Source organism: Pseudomonas sp. AP3_22 TE3818, from assembly GCF_053628995.1.
In genome coordinates this window covers 796,764-814,022 of record NZ_JBRJHL010000001.1, presented here as the reverse complement: position 1 = coordinate 814,022, position 17,259 = coordinate 796,764, and the positions used below count along the sequence as shown (strand labels likewise).

At 61.8% G+C, this 17,259-nt stretch carries 13 protein-coding genes; 5 read left to right on the top strand and 8 right to left on the bottom strand.

The genetic code is table 11. From position 1 onward, the window contains the following. Positions 1-10: 10 nt before the first annotated feature. The 4 genes from AB7M25_RS03870 to AB7M25_RS03855 are packed head-to-tail and all read right to left on the bottom strand — an operon-like array spanning position 11 to position 7,744. Positions 11-4,570, bottom strand: coding sequence for an alpha-2-macroglobulin family protein (locus tag AB7M25_RS03870; protein ID WP_454236991.1), 4,560 nt, complete (start codon positions 4,568-4,570; stop codon positions 11-13). After that, positions 4,567-5,175, bottom strand: coding sequence for a DUF1175 domain-containing protein (locus AB7M25_RS03865; protein WP_454238331.1), 609 nt, complete (start codon positions 5,173-5,175; stop codon positions 4,567-4,569). The genes AB7M25_RS03870 and AB7M25_RS03865 overlap by 4 nt, the downstream gene beginning before the upstream one ends. Positions 5,176-5,201: 26 nt before the next feature. Beyond that, positions 5,202-6,914, bottom strand: coding sequence for a DUF2138 domain-containing protein (locus AB7M25_RS03860; protein WP_429560915.1), 1,713 nt, complete (start codon positions 6,912-6,914; stop codon positions 5,202-5,204). Positions 6,915-6,952: 38 nt separating this feature from the next. Then, a complete protein-coding gene (locus AB7M25_RS03855; RefSeq protein ID WP_429383947.1) occupies positions 6,953-7,744 on the bottom strand; it encodes a YfaP family protein in 792 nt (263 codons plus the stop codon). 278 nt (positions 7,745-8,022) lie between these two features. On the opposite strand from AB7M25_RS03855, the gene AB7M25_RS03850 reads away from it, so the two are divergent. From AB7M25_RS03850 to AB7M25_RS03830, 5 genes are all read left to right on the top strand, one after another. Beyond that, entirely contained in the window at positions 8,023-9,174 is a 1,152-nt protein-coding gene (locus tag AB7M25_RS03850; RefSeq protein ID WP_429383949.1) for a Fic family protein, read from the top strand. A gap of 90 nt (positions 9,175-9,264) precedes the next feature. Further along, positions 9,265-9,507, top strand: a complete 243-nt coding sequence (locus AB7M25_RS03845; RefSeq protein WP_007970180.1) for an exodeoxyribonuclease VII small subunit — start codon at positions 9,265-9,267, stop codon at positions 9,505-9,507. Beyond that, positions 9,504-10,391, top strand: coding sequence for a (2E,6E)-farnesyl diphosphate synthase (gene ispA, locus AB7M25_RS03840; RefSeq protein WP_429518474.1), 888 nt, complete (start codon positions 9,504-9,506; stop codon positions 10,389-10,391). Before AB7M25_RS03845 ends, ispA begins: the two co-directional genes overlap by 4 nt. 91 nt (positions 10,392-10,482) lie before the next feature. Beyond that, positions 10,483-12,381, top strand: a complete 1,899-nt coding sequence (gene dxs / locus AB7M25_RS03835) for a 1-deoxy-D-xylulose-5-phosphate synthase (RefSeq protein WP_454236990.1) — start codon at positions 10,483-10,485, stop codon at positions 12,379-12,381. Between the two features lie 121 nt (positions 12,382-12,502). After that, the gene (locus AB7M25_RS03830; RefSeq protein ID WP_454236989.1) at positions 12,503-14,362 is read left to right on the top strand and encodes a TonB-dependent receptor domain-containing protein; all 1,860 of its coding nucleotides are present in this window, start codon (positions 12,503-12,505) and stop codon (positions 14,360-14,362) included. A gap of 136 nt (positions 14,363-14,498) precedes the next feature. Here the strand turns inward: AB7M25_RS03830 and AB7M25_RS03825 are convergent, their stop codons facing one another. From AB7M25_RS03825 to AB7M25_RS03810, 4 genes are all read right to left on the bottom strand, one after another. Next, positions 14,499-15,299, bottom strand: coding sequence for a cobalamin-binding protein (locus AB7M25_RS03825; RefSeq protein WP_429383957.1), 801 nt, complete (start codon positions 15,297-15,299; stop codon positions 14,499-14,501). Next, entirely contained in the window at positions 15,299-15,718 is a 420-nt protein-coding gene (locus AB7M25_RS03820; protein WP_454236988.1) for an MFS transporter, read from the bottom strand. Before AB7M25_RS03820 ends, AB7M25_RS03825 begins: the two co-directional genes overlap by 1 nt. Continuing rightward, on the bottom strand, positions 15,715-16,332 hold the full coding sequence (gene ribA / locus AB7M25_RS03815; RefSeq protein WP_007970170.1) for a GTP cyclohydrolase II: 618 nt from the start codon (positions 16,330-16,332) through the stop codon (positions 15,715-15,717). The genes AB7M25_RS03820 and ribA overlap by 4 nt, the downstream gene beginning before the upstream one ends. A 160-nt stretch (positions 16,333-16,492) precedes the next feature. Continuing rightward, entirely contained in the window at positions 16,493-17,233 is a 741-nt protein-coding gene (locus AB7M25_RS03810) for a substrate-binding periplasmic protein (RefSeq protein WP_429518471.1), read from the bottom strand. Between the last annotated feature and the right edge of the window lie 26 nt (positions 17,234-17,259).

Here is a 17,259-nt window from a genome sequence, read left to right as displayed (position 1 = left end):
CCTGTGCACGTCAGTGAACCGTAACCTGGCCAAGGGCTGCCTTTTGTTCCATCGCCTGATGCTGCGGCACATACACCTGAGTGAATCGCACCGGCGGCAAGTTGAACTGCCCCTTCTGCGAGAAACGCACCAGATGCCGCAGGCGCAATTCGCCACTCAAGGCATCGACCGGAACGGCATAAGCCATTTGCCCCGGCTCGAAACGCGCCTTCTCCAGCGATGTCGGTTCGGTGCCAGCCTTGCCCATGAGCTTGATGCCCCAGGTCGTGCGCTCGACATCGGCGCCCGGTGGCAGCGGCACTTCCAGCAGGCCGTAGCGCAGCGGTTTGGCGGCTTTGCTGGTGATGATCACTTCGTCGAGATAAAGATTGTCGCTGGACAGCGGCGCGTTGCCGACCGCTTCAAGTTTGAAAGTGAAAGCCTCATCCCCCGGCACCAGCCGCGACAGGCGACGGGTGATGGTCACGGCCATCGGATCCACCGCCGGCTGCTGGCTGCGATAGCTCAATGCAGCGCGCAGCGGACGCTCCTGCACCCCGGTCAGCGTCAACACCGCCGGCACTGGCGCAGACCCCTGCCAAGTCCAAAACATCTCACCAGAAACCCCGTACTGTTTCTTCCAGCCTTCACCCGGGGCCAATGCAATGGTGGGCGATGCCTGCTCGATGCTGCGTTGCAGCCAGGTGAGCGCCAATGCCCGTTCCAGGGTCGATTGCTGCGGCAACAGGCGTTGCAGTAATGCCTGGGCGCGAACCTGATCGAAAGGTTGCAGCGACAGGTTCAGCGCTTCGGCAAACGGCTGGGAACTGACCGCCAGACGTTGCTGCGCGTCGGCCAGTTGCCGGTTGAACGCACTCGGCAGAACAACCTTCGCCTGCCTGGCCAGCGCGGCCGTCAGCACTCGCGCGGCAGCCAGCCCCAGGGCTGAGTCAGGATCGCTCATGACGAGGCTGTCTTCGCCACCCTCCATCAGGTTGGCGGCCGTGCCCTCGCCCGCTTTCGCCAGATCATCCATCAGGCCACTGAGCAAGGTGTTGACCGGCAACTGCATCTGTTTGGCGAACGACAGGATCAGCGCCCGCTGCAGCAACGGCGTGTTGTTCGCCTGTTTGGCGTAGACCTCCAGCACCCGCTGCCAATGCTCCGGTGGCAGGCTCAGGTCCAGCACCCGGCTGGCGTGCCAGTCGGCGTAATAGGCGTAGGCGGTGAGGAACGCGTCCGGCTCGCCGTCCATGCCCCACCAGGTGAAGCTCGCCGAAGGACCGGCCATTTGTACCAGGCGCAGGCGACTGTTTTGCATGATCAGGCGCAAGCGATCGCGGATCTGCGGATTCACCGCCAGCGTCGGGTAGGCGATGCTCAACGGCAGCAGGCGACTGGCGGTCTGCTCGACGCCACCGTAGGGGTAGCTCAACAGGTCGTCGAGGGCAGAACGGAACAACGCTTGCGGACTGTCATCCAGGCGCAGGCGAATATCGGTCGCGTCTGCCGGCAGAGTCAGCGGTGTATCGCCGCTGCTCACATCGAGACTCTGCGATTGCGTCACCCGCCAGCCTTCACCGGTCGCGCTCAGGTGAACCGTCAACGCGTCAGCGGTTTTGCCGTCCTGCACCAGCTCGGCGCTCCACTCGCCATTGGCCAGTTCAAACGCCGGCAACGGGACGTAGTTGATGCCGCTGTTCAGGGTCACAGGTACGCGCTGTTCGTTGCCGGCGTAACGGGTCACCAGTTCGGCCTTGACCGGTTTCTCGGCCTGACTGAAGGCGAACACACCGAGGTCCGGTTTGTCGCCGGTTCGGAATCGGCTCGGCCCGCTCCACTTCAGGTACAGCGGTTTTTCCGAGCGTACGAATTGCTTCTTCTGTCCGACCTGACCGTCATCGGCGATGGCCTTGGCGGTGATGCGCCAGCGGGTCAGTGAGTCGGGCATCTTGAAGGTGAAACGGGTTTTGCCGTTGGCATCGGTGAGCAATTCTGGTTGCCACGCCGCCGTGTCGACGTCCTCGCGACGCGGCCGTTCCAGCACCTTCACGCCGCGCTCACTGCGATTGGCTTTGCCCGGTGCACCGGGGCTGCCCGGCAAGGCGACGTCATAACTGATGAACGACAAACTGGCGCTGGTGCGCACGTTGTTGCGCCGCGGGTGATAGAAGAACTGGTCGATGCTCGGCGCGACTTCCGGTTGCAGCGCGTAGACCATTTCATCGACCACGCTGACCGTCAGGTGCGCCGGGATCGGCATACCGGCAAATTGAGTCGTCAGGTCCACCGAGACGGTTGCGCCCGGCCGGTAGGTGTCTTTATCGGTGGCGATGACCACGTCGATTTGTGGCGTTACCACCTTGATGCCGGCGTTCTGGAAACTGTACTGGCCGCCCTTGGTGTACAGCACCGAGAAGGTCAGGTTCGGCGCGAAACCGTCCTTCACCGGGATGCGCGCGCGGTATTGGGTATCGCTGAGCTTTTCCGTCTTCAGCCAGTCACCGCCTCTGGACAGCAGCGCGGTCGCCTCGACCTTGTCCCGCTCCAGCGACAGCAAGGCATCGTTGACCGGTTCCGGGAAAGTGATCAACGCCAGCGCTTCATCGCCGGTGATGTACTCGGGCTTGTCGAGGACGATCTCCACGGTACCGGGTACGGCTTTGACACCTTCGCCGGTGACCGAATGCCCGGTGGCGCCGACCACGCGACCGTGGTCATCCTTGAGCGTCAGGTTGTAGGTGCCAGGCCGGTCAAAGGCCAGGGTGAAACCTTTGTCGGTGGCCGCGAGTTTACCTTCGCCGATGCTCTGGTCTTCCAGACGTACCCAGCCGTAGCTGCCCGGTGTAACGGCCTGCGCCTGCTCGCCTTCGCGGGTGTAGCTGAACGCAACCTTGTCGCCCACTGCGCTGAAGCGTCGGGGCGCGCTCAAGCGAAAGTTTGCCGCGCCACGGTCGATGAGGATTTCCTTGGTGGTCTTGACCCGATACGCCGCGCCGTCGCTGGCGAACACGGTCAGCATGTAGCGACTCGGCTTGTCGGCGGCGGGCAGGTCGAGCGTTGCGTTGCCCTTGGCGTCGGTGGTCAGTTCGGTGCTGGTCAGCTCCACTGGAAATTGCCCCAGGTATTGCAGTTCGTTGTCGACCATTGACAGCTGTTGGGCGCGCAGGCTCAGGCTCAATTTCGCATTGGCCACCGGTTTGCCGTCCGGGTACAGCAGCACCAGGCTGCCCTTGACCGGCTCGCCGGTGCGGTAATCCTGCCTGGCCAGATTGAGCGAAATCTCGAAGTGCGGCTTGATGTATTCAGCGACGCGGAAGGCGCTGCTGTAGGTCTGGTCCTTGTAGCTGAAACGCAGTTCATAACCACCGGCCACGGCATTGTCCGGCAACTGGAAGCGGCCCTGGGTGCCGGCCCTGGAGTCGAGCTTCAGATCGAGGGATTGCAGCGCCGTGCCGGTGGCATCGAGCACGCTCACATTGACGTCGGCAGCGTTTGGCTGCACCGAGTCCCGCGCGTTCTTGAACTCACGTCCGACGATTTTCAGCGACACCCAATCCCCCGGCCGATACAGCGGCCGATCGGTGAAGGCATAGAGCTTGGTGTCGTAGATTTCGCTGTCGTAGTAGAAGTTCTCGGAGACGAACACTCCTCCCTCTTCATCTTCGCCGATCACGAAGGAACGCTCGGGGCTGACGTGTTTCAGGCGCAGCAAGCCGTCGCTACCGGTGGCGCCGCTGCTCATCACACCCAGGCCGTCGGTCCACAGCACATTGACCTTCGGCACCGAACTGCCTTCGTGTTTGCGCGCAGCCCACACCAGCAATTCGTCGCCGGCAATTTTGCTCACCGCCACGGTGTTGGAGACGAACACCATGGTGGTTGCGCGGTACTTGCCGATCAGCGCCTCCACCAGATAAAGACCCGGTTTGAGATTGCCCAGCGGGATGTACACATTGCCCGGCGCGACGCTGACAAACTCGCTGGAAGACCCGGCCAGGTTCACCCCCGCCGGTGGCTGGATCGGCTTGGCCTGCCACAACGGGTAACGGAACTGGCTGACCACCGGCAAACCCGGTATCAACGCGAATTGCGGCTGTGCATCGTAGGGCGTTGGCGCGGCCATCGCATTGCCCATCTTCAGTTCCGGCACTTCCTCGGTGACTTGTTTACGCGACTCGTAGGAAAACGCCCGCTGCATCACCCGGCGGGATTTGCGATACCAGTTGTCCCACAGGTACGCGAGGGTGTTGGACAAGCCTTCACCCTTGAATTGGCCATCGCTGACCACCCGATGCAGGTTCTTCTGGCGCTTGAGGAAGTCCAGCGGCTTGTCGATGCGATACACCCGAATGTCCGCGCCGCCATAAGGCTCCATGCGAAACCGGCGATAGTCGCGACCCGGCGCTTCGAGGCGCACCATCGCCGGTTCATCGCTGGCGAAACTGCTGTCGGCCAGCAGGAAAAAGCTCTCGCCGGCTACCGGCGCATAGCCGCTGGCCGGGACCGAGTCATCGGCGTTAACCACCGAGAGTGGCAGCATCCACACCAACATCAGAGACAGAAAACGCAGCATGCGGGCACCGGTCATTGGGAGAGAAAATTCAGTCGATAGACGCCGATGAAGTTGGGGTTGGCTGCGTCGGGTATCCATCGGGTGTCCTTCCATGTCATGAGTTGCTGCAGGCTTGCCGAACGCATGCCGTTGTCGGTGGGTGTGGTGGTGCCGGTGTGATAGGCGATGTAGCGGCCCATCCAGATCATCAGGTGCTGGTCGTCGCCCTGATCGAAAAACATCAGGTCGCCCGGTCGCGCCTGGGACACATCGCGACTGACCAGACGGCTGTTGAACTGGATCAACTTGATCGCGTTGACGTACGGCCCAACCTTGCCGCCGCCCTGCTGCCACTGCTGGGCGAGACCGCGCTGGGCATCGCTCAATGGCAGCTCCGGCGGCAGGTAACGATTGGACAGGCCATTGCTGCGCAGCCATTTGTCGTCATGGACTTTCAGCGCTTCATTGGCGGCAAAGCGCACCAGCCCGGCGCAATCCTGCTGATACCAGCGCGGGCTCGGGCCCTGGCTCAGCTGCTCCTGGGCGATGCGCACGAACCAGGCGCGGAACACCTGGGATTGCTGCGGGTCGAGCGATGGCGTCTCGACAGCGCGGGCACCTGCGCTCAGCAACAATGCCATCAGGCCGAGACTGCGGATCAATGCCGTCACAGCGCATTCCACTCCAGCGGCAGCCACTGCCAATGGCCGTCTGGCTCGCTGCCTTCGGGCAAGGTCAGGGCGTATTTGCCGTAGCCACCGAGCGTGCGCAGTTTCGGAATCAGGAAGGTTTGTGCGGCGTTGTAGAACACCGGCTCCATGTCCTGGGGCAGACTGTCGAGGGTTTCCTGCTGCATCAGTTGCGCCATGGAATCGGGGCCGAAATAGACTGGCATCAGCAAGTCCTTGGGCACCACGTCGGCCATCGGCGGGAAGCGTTTGTCGAGGGTGCCGAGGGCCTTGTCCACCAGCTTGTCGTCGAGGGAAAACAGCAACGTCGAGCCATGGCGCGCGAGGCTGACTTTCATGAACGCCTTGCCGGTGATGGCATCGGGATCTTGAGCTTCCTTGGCCGCATAAGGTCCGAAACTGGAGCTGACCTGACGTTGCCACTGATGGCTCTGGCCTTCCTGTTTTTCCACCACCGGGAAGGCACCGTCCTCGACATTGCTCTCGTGCGCACCGACCATCGAGCCGAACAGGCTGCCCAGATCCCCATCGAGTTTGCCGCCGTCGTCATCGTTGAGGCTGGCCACCAGCAAGGGCGTGTACAACCGCGAATCGGCATACCAGCACAGGCCCGCCGCACCGGCCATGTGTTCGGTCAATGCTTGGGCCACCGTCTCCTCGGCACCGAGTTTCACCAGCAGCGGTTTCTGTTGTTCGGCAGCCAGCGGCAACGCCACGCAAGCGCTGGCCCCCATGGGCATGGCTTGCCAGATCGGTTTGAAATCGAAGTCCGGCTGATTTTCCAGTTCATCCATGGCCAGGAAGCTGTGCCAGCCCTTGTCGTCCATGTCAAAGCGCAGGCCGGCGAAGTTCGGAATGAAACGCTGGTAACCCATGGCCAGCACGCTGGCATTCACCGACAGGCGTTGTTTCACCTGCGGCGTACGAGGCGGCAGGCCGAAGGCTTCGGGAAACAGCTTTTCGCCATTGAGCAGCGCGGCAACGGCCGTGGTCGATACGCTGCCCGGCTCCTCCGTTGCACCGCTTTGCGGATCGTAGAGTTTCGCCGGATTGGACAGCACCACCAGTTTGTCGCCATGGGACGCGAACAACAGCGCCTTGCTGGCGTTGTAATTGAGTTGATAGAGCGGCACGTTTTCGCTGCCGACCTTCACCTCAGCGACCTTGCTCAGCTGCGAGTCGTCCAGCGCGACTTTGGCCAGCGGTTCCAGCACCTTGGCCAGGCCGCCCCGATCCATCACCAGCAGGAAATCCTTGAGCCGCCCGTCCGCCCCGCGCCACAACGCCACGTCGGCAGGCTGATCGAACAGTTGCTCGATCAGGGTGTCCTGCAGCTTCAGGTCATGTTCGTAGATGATACGCCGCAGACTGCCGATCAAGCCGAGGCGATCGGCGTGGGTTTCGTAGTAGAAGACGAAATCTTCGGTCAGGGTTTCCTTGAGGAAGGGCACCGCGAGCAGGTCTTTGGGCAATTGGCTCAAGGAATGGGTTTCCAGCAAACCATCCGGCCGGCCCATACCCAGTTTGTCACTGGCCAACGCAGGCGCCGGCGCCTTGGGCTTGTGCATGAGCCACCCCAACCCACCGGCTACGCCAGCGACCAGGCATATTCCGATCAGCAGCGTCGGCCAATGCAGGGAAGGTTTGGCCGCGGGTGCGCCAGCGGCCGGAGTAACAGTGCTATCACTCATGTTCACAAAACCCGATGTTCATCCGTGGAACGGGATGCTTAATAGTTGAAAGTCTTGACCAGCAGCAGGTCGCCGATTGCGCGCAGGGGCACGATAAAGGTCTCGCGTTTTTCATCGACGGTGTTTTCGTTGAGCACCAGGTTGATCTGCGAGGTAATCACCTCGTTCTGGTTGCCGGTCTCATCGAAGTTATAGCCGCCGCTGCCGAAGTTGCCCCAATAGTTCACGTAAACCAGATAGGTGCCGTGCAGCGGCGCGGTCATGGTGAACATCTCCGGGCCGGGGCCATCGACGCCGTCCGGGTCGAGGCCGCCGCCATTGGTCAGCGCCGAGTGCGCCCAAAAAGCGTGCTGGCCGTCGGGGGTAATGATGTGCAAGTCGAGCTCGGCCTTCGGGTCGTCCCAGCCCAGCACCACACGAATCCGCGCCGGGGTGCGCAGGTTGTTGGCTTCATAGAATTGAACGCGCTTGAGCGACTGGCCTTCAACGCTACGCACTTCGACGCTGTTGGAACCGGCGCCGAACGCATAGGGCCGGGCGAAACGGCCCTGGTCGTCGGTGTACAGATTCAAGGGATTGCCGTTGACCGCCAGCGTGTGCGGCCCACGCTGAGTGCCGAGGGCCTTGAGTTGGCCTTCGATCATCGTGCGATTGCGCTGCACGCCCCGGTCGATGGGCGGCGTGGGATAGGCGACTTGCGGGTTTTCCGTGCGATCCAGCAAACCGTTGTAGCGCCAGCCGCCCACCGGCTCCGACAACTCGGCATTCGGCGCAGCCAGAATCGGGGGCGCGATAGCCAACCCGATCAGCAGCAAAAGAAATGAGCGCATGCGACGCCTCCTGCCATGCATGACGAAACCTTGCGCCTGATCCTGGGCGCGTTACAGATGGGAATACTGCGCTTCGTCTGAAAGACCCGTGACTGCCAGGTCGTATAGGGCTCGAAGGTTAGCCATTCGGGTGTTTTTTAACAATCGGACGGCTGCGAAATTGCGGTGGGAATCACGATAACGGGTGGACGGTGAGCCGAATACGCGCCATATTCGGCTCATTATATGAGCCGAATAGCCCATCTAATCAGCTCAACCCTACATAGAGCATCAAGTTCATGACACCTCAATGGATATGGCAGCAGCCTGATTGGCCGGGGTTCACCTGGAATGCCGAACGACTGGCGCCCTTGTTACGCGAGTGCGTTCAAGCACAAGGTCGGCTAATGGGCATGGCCAGTTCCGTGGGCAGTTCGCTGAGCGCGCAAAGTGAGCTGGATGCGTTGTTGCAAAACATCGTCACCTCATCGGCCATTGAAGGTGAACAGCTGAATGTCGGTTCAGTTCGTTCTTCATTGGCGCGGCGATTGGGGTTGGAGCTCAATGATGGCGACAACATCAGCAAGCGCAGTGAAGGGCTCGCGCAATTAATACTCGATGCTACCCGGCATTTCGCCGAGCCGCTGACACTTGAACGATTGCTGGATTGGCATGAGTGGCTGCTTCCAGAACAGGAAATCGGCTTGGCCGCGCAAAGCATTCGTGTAGGTGCTTTGCGCGGCGATGATCCAATGCAAGTGGTTTCCGGTCGTCTCGACAGACCGACCGTGCACTTCGAAGCACCGCCTCGCCTGGGCCTTGAGCGCCAACTCGATGCCTTCCTCGAATGGTTTGAAACCAGCCGAAATCAGTCCGGGCCCGACCCTTTGCTTCGAGCTGGCATCGCACACTTCTGGTTTGTCACACTCCACCCGTTTGACGACGGCAACGGTCGCCTGACCAGGACGATCACCGACCTTGCATTGGCTCAAGGCGAAGCTCAGGCGATCCGTTTTTATGCCATGTCGGCGAGTATTCTCGAGGATCGATCCGGCTATTATCGGGTGCTGGAAACCTGCCAGAAATCCAACACGGACATTACGGTTTGGCTCGAATGGTTCCTGCAAACTCTATTGCGCAGCCTGCAACAGGCCATGGCACGGATCGAATCCGTGCTGGGCAAAGCGCGCTTCTGGCAGGCGCACCGGGAGTCCGAGCTGTCGACCGAGCAGACCAAAGTACTGAATCGTTTGCTGGACGGTGGGGAGCGCGGATTCGAAGGCGGGATCAGTGCGGCGCAGTATCAAGCCGTTGCGAAAGTCTCCAAAGCGACCGCGACCCGGCATCTGGCCGAACTGCTGGATAAGGATTGCCTACAACGCCTGCCGGGTGGCGGGCGCAGTACTCGCTATCAGATCAAATATCCCGACCAAGCGCATCCTGAGCGCTGAAACCCTTGCACCAAACACCCCGCTCATTTGCCCCTGAACCCCCTATCTGCTAGTGTCGCGCCGGTTTAACGTCAACCGGAAATCGCCGCCATGGCCCGCAAAAAAGCTGCACTGGATTTCGAACAGTCCCTCGCCGACCTGCAAACGCTGGTGGAGCGTCTGGAGAATGGCGAATTGTCGCTGGAGGACTCGCTGGCCGCTTTCGAGCAAGGCATCGGTCTGACCCGCGATTGCCAGGCGGCGCTGGCCCAGGCCGAGCAAAAGGTTCAGGTACTGCTCGAGCGTGATGGCGAGTTGGCCGAGGAACCCTTCGACGCGGATCAGCCAGAATGATTGCAGCGTACTCGGCCACCAGCCAGGCCCGCGTCAATGCGGCCCTGGAAACCCTGTTCACGGCACCAGGCCCCGAGCTGGCGCGGCTGTATGAAGCCATGCGCTACAGCGTGATGAATGGCGGCAAACGGGTGCGTCCACTGCTGGCCTACGCCGCGTGCGAAGCGTTGGGCGGCAAGCCTGAGCAAGCCAACGGCGCGGCCTGTGCCGTGGAGCTGATCCACGCCTATTCACTGGTGCATGACGATTTGCCGGCGATGGACGATGACGATCTGCGTCGCGGCCAGCCCACCACTCACAAGAAATTCGATGAAGCCTGCGCGATCCTCGCCGGCGACGGCTTGCAGAGCCTGGCCTTCAGCGCCCTGCTAGACCCGCGCCTGAGCACGTCGGATGCCGAAATCCGCCTGCAAATGGTCAGCGCCCTGGCACTGGCGGCAGGCCCGGCGGGCATGGTCGGCGGTCAGGCCATCGACCTCGGTTCGGTCGGCCTGAAGCTCGACCAGAAAGCCCTGGAATACATGCACCGGCACAAGACCGGTGCGCTGATCGAAGTCAGCGTCAAACTCGGTGCCCTGGCCAGCGGCCGTGCCGAGAAAGACGAACTCAAGTCCCTGCAGACTTATGCACAGGCCATCGGCCTGGCATTCCAGGTCCAGGACGACATTCTCGACGTCGAAAGCGATACCGCCACCCTCGGCAAACGCCAGGGCGCCGACATTGCCCGGGACAAGCCGACCTACCCGGCCCTGCTCGGCCTCGACGCCGCCAAGGCCTATGCCCTGGAGCTGCGCGACCAGGCCCTGCACGCCCTGCGACCGTTTGACGCGGCGGCCGAGCCGTTGCGGGATCTGGCCCGGTATATCGTCGATCGCCGCAGTTGACGGCGAATCCGCCAAAAAAGACCAACGCGTGGGCAGGGGACGATGCATCAGGTAAACTGCCGCATCTTTTATACCTATAACGATTCGCCTGATGCCCACGACGTTTCATGAGATTCCCCGCAAGCGCCCGACCACGCCCCTGCTCGACCGCGCGAAAACGCCGGACGGCCTGCGCCGGTTAGGCGAAGCCGAGCTGGAAACCCTGGCCGATGAGTTGCGCCTGGAATTGCTCTACACGGTCGGCCAGACCGGTGGGCATTTCGGTGCCGGCCTGGGCGTGATCGAGCTGACCATCGCGCTGCATTACGTCTTCGACACCCCGGACGACCGGCTGGTGTGGGACGTGGGTCATCAGGCTTATCCGCACAAGATCCTCACCGGTCGTCGCGAGCGCATGGGCACCCTGCGCCAGAAGGACGGCGTCGCTGCCTTCCCGCGTCGCTCCGAGAGCGAGTACGACACTTTTGGCGTCGGCCACTCCAGCACCTCGATCAGTGCCGCGCTGGGCATGGCGATTGCCGCCCGCCTGCAAAACAGCGAGCGCAAGGCGATCGCGGTGATCGGCGACGGCGCGTTGACCGCGGGCATGGCGTTCGAGGCGCTGAACCACGCGCCGGAAGTGGACGCCAACATGCTGGTGATCCTCAACGACAACGACATGTCGATCTCGCGCAACGTCGGCGGTTTGTCGAACTATCTGGCGAAGATCCTTTCCAGCCGCACCTACGCAAGCATGCGCGAAGGCAGCAAGAAAGTGCTGTCGCGCCTGCCCGGTGCCTGGGAAATCGCTCGCCGCACCGAAGAATATGCCAAGGGCATGCTGGTTCCCGGCACGCTGTTCGAAGAGCTGGGCTGGAACTACATCGGCCCGATCGATGGCCACGACCTGCCGACCCTGATCGCCACCCTGCGCAACATGCGCGACCTGAAAGGTCCGCAGTTCCTGCACGTCGTCACCAAGAAGGGTAAAGGTTTCGCCCCGGCGGAAGTCGACCCGATCGGTTACCACGCCATCACCAAACTCGAACCGCTGGACGCCCCGGCCGCTGCACCGAAGAAGGCCAGCGGGCCGAAATATTCCGGTGTGTTCGGTGAATGGTTGTGCGACATGGCGGCTGCCGATCCGCGCCTGGTCGGGATTACCCCGGCGATGAAGGAAGGCTCGGACCTGGTCGCGTTCAGCGAACGTTTCCCGCTGCGCTACTTCGACGTGGCCATTGCCGAGCAGCACGCCGTCACCCTCGCGGCCGGCATGGCCTGCGAAGGCGCCAAGCCCGTGGTCGCCATCTATTCGACTTTCCTGCAACGCGGTTACGACCAACTGGTGCATGACGTCGCCGTGCAGAACCTCGACGTGCTGTTCGCCATCGACCGCGCGGGTCTGGTGGGCGAAGACGGTCCAACCCACGCCGGTAGCTTCGATTTGTCGTTCCTGCGCTGCATTCCCGGCATGCTGGTGATGACCCCGAGCGATGAGAACGAGCTGCGCAAGATGCTCACCACCGGTCACCTGTACGAAGGCCCGGCGGCTGTGCGTTATCCTCGCGGTAATGGCCCGAACGCGACCATCGAGAAAGACCTCGAGCCGATCGAGATCGGCAAGGGCGTCGTCCGCCGCCAGGGCAGCAAAGTCGCCCTGCTGGTGTTCGGCGTGCAACTGACCGAAGCCCTGAAGGTCGCCGAGACGCTGGATGCGACCGTGGTCGACATGCGTTTCGTCAAGCCGCTGGATGAAGCGCTGGTGCGCGAAATCGCCGGCAGTCACGAGCTGCTGGTTACTGTCGAAGAAAACGCGATCATGGGCGGCGCCGGTGGCGCGGTCAGCGAATTCCTCGCCCGGGAAAACATCCTCAAGTCGATGCTGCACCTGGGCTTGCCGGACATCTACGTCGAACACGCCAAGCCTGCGCAAATGCTTGCCGAGTGTGGGCTGGATGAAGCCGGGATCGAGGCTTCGATCCGCGAGCGCCTGCAACTGCTGAACCTTTAAACCTGATCTCCCCCTGTAGGAGCCGGCTTGCTGGCGATGGCGTCCTGAAGGACGCCAAAAGCATCGCTGGCAAGCCAGCTCCTACAAGGTCCGTGTGCGCCTCAATTTCTACGATAAGACCATGAAACTCTCCCCCCTCGCCCTGACGCTGACCCTGCTGCCGGCTGGTCAACTGCTGGCCGACTCCTTCGAACGCGATCAAGCGCTGAAGCTGCCCGACGTGCTGATCAGCGCCAACCGCCAGGTCGAAGCGCGCAACGACAGCAGCGCCGCCAACACCGTGTTCACCCGCGACGACATTGATCGCCTGCAACCCGATAGCGTCACCGACCTGCTGCGCCGTGTACCGGGCGTGCAAGTCTCGCAGGCCGGCGGGCGCGGGAGTGTGCCGGGGGTTTACATTCGCGGCACGCAATCAGCCCAGAGCCTGGTACTGGTGGACGGTCAGCGCATCGGCAGCTCGACCTCCGGCGACAGCAACCTGCAACACATCAACATCGAACAGGTCGAGCGCGTGGAAGTGCTGCGCGGCTCTCGTTCGGTGATTTATGGCAGCGATGCGATTGGCGGAGTGATCCAGATCTTCACCCGACGTGGCGGCGAACAGGGCCTGCAACCGCGCCTGCACACGGCGTTTGGCAGCAACCAGACCTGGGAACACAGCCTTGGCCTGTCCGGTGGCGATGAGCGAACCCGTTTCAATCTCGGCGCCAGCCTCGACGAAAGCGCCGGGATCAATCGCACCCACGAGTCATACCCTAGCGATGGCGACCATGACGAGTATCGCAACCAGTCGTTCAGCCTGAGCTTGAGCCATGCCCTCGGCGATGACATCGAGATCGGCGCCAACATGCTGGATAACCGTGGCAAGAGCGAGTTCGACAGCCCGTTCGGGACAGTCCAACAGCAGCCATACAACGAATTCGATGTGAGCAGTGTCAGCAGTTACATCGACGCGCGCATCAATGATCTGTGGAAAACCCGCATCGAGTTCGGCCACAGCGAAAACCGCGAGAAGACCATCGACAAACTCAGTGACGAACGCAGCGTGTTCAACACCTACCGGGATTCGGTGAACTGGCAGAACGACCTGGCGCTCGACGAGCGCAACAGTCTGCTGCTCGGAGGTGACTGGTATGAAGACCGGATCAACAGCAGCACCGCGTTCGATGAAGACAGTCGCTGGAACCGGGCGGCGTACATCCAGCACCGCTATCGGGCCGACAGTTTCTCCACGGAGCTGGGTTTGCGTCACGACGACAACCAGCAATTTGGCAGCCAGAACACCTGGAGCGGCACCTTCACCCTGCCGCTGAACCCGGACAACGAAGTGCTTTTCACCTACAGCGAAGGCTTCCGCGCACCGACGTTCAACGATCTGTACTACCCCGACTTCAGCAACCCGGACCTCAAGCCTGAAACCTCGAAAAGCTATGAGCTGCAATGGCGCAGCCAATTGACCGAGAGCAGTCGACTGGAAACGTCGCTGTATCGCACCGACCTTGAAGACGCGATCATCTTCGGCAGCAACTCGCGCCCCGAGAACGTTGCCTCGGCGCGGATCAACGGTTTTGAAGCGGCATTGAAGCAGGAGTTGTTCGGCTGGCAGAGCAACCTTGGCGTGGCGATCATCGACCCGCGGGATCGCGACACTGGCCATACCCTGGCCCGTCGTGCGCGGCGTACCTTGAGCCTGGACCTGGATCGGCAATTCGATCGCATGGGCCTCGGCGTCAGTTGGCAAGCGGTCAGCAGCAGCTATGACGACCTGAACAATCAACAGCCCCTCGGCGGCTATGCCTTGCTGGGGCTGCGCAGCAGTTGGGAGCTCAATCGTGAAATCAGGCTGGAGATGAAGGTCGACAACCTGCTGGACAAGGGTTACAGCCGGGCGTTGTACAGCTACCAAGGCAGCCAGTACGGGTATCGCGAGGAAGGTCGGGCGTGGATGTTCGGGGTGACATGGACGCCTGGAATCTGATCCGGAATCTGTACTGTCTGGACCGGCCTCTTCGCGGGCAAGCCCGCTCCCACAGGTTTTCAGGTTGGATTACAGATTTGTGATTAAAGCAGAACCCTGTGGGAGCGGGCTTGCTCGCGAAGCAGACACCTCGCTGTCAGCGGTCGGATGCGATCAGCTGGCACAGCTTTGCAGTCGCCTCAACCATCTGCCCACTCGGCCGCTCCAGCCCCTTGTCCGTGACCAATCGCAATTGTCCTTGCGCCACGGCCGCCACCTGCGGCCAGGCTTTCCACGCATCGAGCTGCGCCTGATCACTGGCCAGAATCACCTCGGGATTACGCTGCAACACGGCTTCCACGCTGACTTGCGGTGCCGGCAGTTTCAGGTCGGCAAACACGTTTTGGGCTCCGCAGACCTCCAGCGCATCGCTGATGATCTGCTCGCCGCCGACGGTGTACAACGGCCGATCCCATATCTGATAGAACACCCGCAACGGCTGATCCCGTCGATAGCGTTGACGCAGTGCATCCAACCGCTGGCGCAAGTCGCCGGCCAATGAAACGCCGCGGTCAGGCCGACCGATCTGAGCGGCAATGGCCTCGATCTGCGCGGCAAGCTGCTCCAGGCTGTGGGGTTCGGCGACGTAGGTGGGAATGCTCAGGCGTTTGAGCTGGTCCCGCTGGGCCGGGCCGACGCTACCGGGCCATAGCAGCAACAGATCGGGCTGCAGACTGAGCAGCCGCTCCATGTCCAACTGGCCATAGCGGCCAACGGAGGGCAGGTTCTTGAGTTCAGCCGGTCGCTCACCGGCGTCCAGCACACCGACCAGGAGGTCGGCAGAACCCAGTTCCACGACGATTTCAGAGAGTGACGGTGCAAGGCTGACGACCCGCTCGACCGCGATGGCCGAGCGGCTGGCGGCCAGCAGCAAAACCGCCAGCCAGAGCGCGCGCATCAACCGAGCTGACGCGGAATACGGTAGAGGTAGAACAGCACGGCGGTCGACAGCGCCAGCAGCATCAGCGGCACCGCTTCGAGCCCGACGAACACCGCCAGGGCACCGATCCACGCCGGCAGGCCGGCGGCAAGGAACGCCGTACGGCGCTTCGTCGCCAGGTTGATCCACGCGCCAGGTTCTTCAGGGGTATCGAGGGCTTTCTGGGTGGCGATCAGCGCGTGTTTGTAGGCGCCGAAAAACTTCAGGCTGACAAACATCGAAGCGACACCGGCGATGAACAACGGCATCGCCAGCACCGGCAGGATGGCTTCGCTCTGGCCAAACACCGCGTTGATCACGAATAGCGGTAACAGGGCCAGGGCCAGGTATTGCCACCAGTTGACGGACAATCGCCGCCGAACCTGACCGCGGGTCACGCCCGGTCTACCTCGCCCTGATGTTCATTGCCCATCATGTGGTCGAGCTTGCTGGCCTTGGTCGCCAGGTAGAGTCGGTTATGCGGGTTGTGGCCAGTGTGCAACGGCACGCGCTCGGCGACCGCGATCCCCATGTCGGTCAAGGCTTTGACCTTGCGCGGGTTGTTGGTCATCAGGCGCAATGACTTCACGCCCAGGTGCTCTAGCATCGGCAGGCACATGGCGTAGTCACGCTGGTCGGCGGCAAAGCCCAGACGCTCGTTGGCTTCGACGGTATCGGCGCCACCGTCCTGCAGCTCATAGGCGCGGATCTTGTTCAGCAGGCCAATGCCACGACCCTCCTGGCGCAAGTACAGCAACACGCCACGACCTTCACGGGCGATGGCCTGCAAAGCGGCCTCCAGTTGCGAGCCGCAGTCGCAACGCTGGCTGAACAGGGCATCGCCAGTCAGGCATTCGGAGTGCAACCGGCCGAGTACCGGGGCACCGTCGTCGAACTCACCCAGGCTCAGCACAACGTGCTCGCGGCCAGTGCCTTCATCGAGAAAGCCATGCATAGTGAATTGCGCAAAAGGCGTTGGCAGCTTGGAAGCGGCGACAAAAACGACAGGCACCGGTGTGCTCCTGATCTAAAAGTTCTGAAGATTCGCAGAGCCGGCATTGTAACAGCAGGTTCCGAGCGACGCTTAGGCTGAATTATCGGCGATAACTATCAAAAAGTTTGATAACAGCCGCACCAATCCCACAGGGGACACTGCCAGCCGCAAATCGGTGTCAGTTCGAATCAAACGGATACGGCTGTTTCCAGCGCTCGAAGATCGGTTTCAGCTCACCGCTTTTGACCAATTGCTCCATGCGCTGATCGAACAGCGCCATCAGGCTACGCGCCTTTGCGGTCTTGGCAAAGCACAGGTACAGCGGCAACTCGGCGATATGGGTACTGCGCAACTGGGAGGGGTCTTTGGCACGATTGCGCACGTAATCGACTTCGGTCTGCGCGTCGATGTAATAGTCGGCACGGTTGTGGGTCAGCATCGACACGATGCCGTCGCGCCGCTGCACTTCAGCAAAGTGCTGCACGTTGGGCAAATAATCCTGGTAATCGTAGCCACGGATCCAGGCCAGCCGATAATTGCCCAGGGTTTCCGGGGTTGGCACCGGACTGCTCGCCAGGCCCAGGGCATAGATGTGATCGGTGTCGAAGCTCCAGTGAGGATAGAGCACAGCCTCGGATTCGTCGCGATAGGAGCCGACGCAGGCATCGACTTCACCCCGTTCGGCCAGGCCCAGCGAACGCACGTAGGGCTCGGTGCGAATGTCCACTTTGACACCTGCCGGCTCGAACACTTGTCGCAGTACGTCCCAGCCCAGGCCGTGACCGTCAGCGGCGGTGTAGTCTTCCCAGTCCTCACTGGCCAGATGAATCACCGACGGCGGCGTAGCACCCCCTCCTCCCGCTTGGGCGAAAGAGCAAACTATCGCGAATACCACCACTATCAATCCACGTAGAACCATCCCTGCTCCCCGATTAACGCCTGGTA